Source organism: Micromonospora sp. DT228, from assembly GCF_049841595.1.
Classification (GTDB): domain Bacteria; phylum Actinomycetota; class Actinomycetes; order Mycobacteriales; family Micromonosporaceae; genus Micromonospora.
Genome location: NZ_JBNCKO010000098.1, coordinates 1 through 256 on the forward strand (window position 1 = coordinate 1; position 256 = coordinate 256).

A 256-nucleotide genomic window follows, 5' to 3' on the forward strand; every position below is an offset into this window, starting at 1 on the left:
GCGTGCTGCTGGTGATCATCGCGATCGTCCTGGCGATCGAGACCAAGAGCCTGCTGCTCGGCGAGGGCGCCGAGGCGAAGGACGTGGCCGCGATCGAGCGGGCGGTCGTCGCCGGGCCCGAGGTCGAGCGGATCATCCACATGAAGACGCTCTACCTGGGCCCGGAGGAGCTGCTGGTGGCCGCGAAGATCGCGGTGCCGCCGTGCGAGAGCGCCGAGGCGCTGGCTCGGGGGATCAACGCCGTCGAGGTGCGGAT

1 pseudogene is annotated in these 256 nt (G+C 70.7%); it reads left to right on the forward strand.

Going from position 1 to position 256, the window contains the following annotated elements:
- Positions 1–256: pseudogene (locus ACLQ29_RS35570) on the forward strand (cation diffusion facilitator family transporter); the annotation flags it as partial.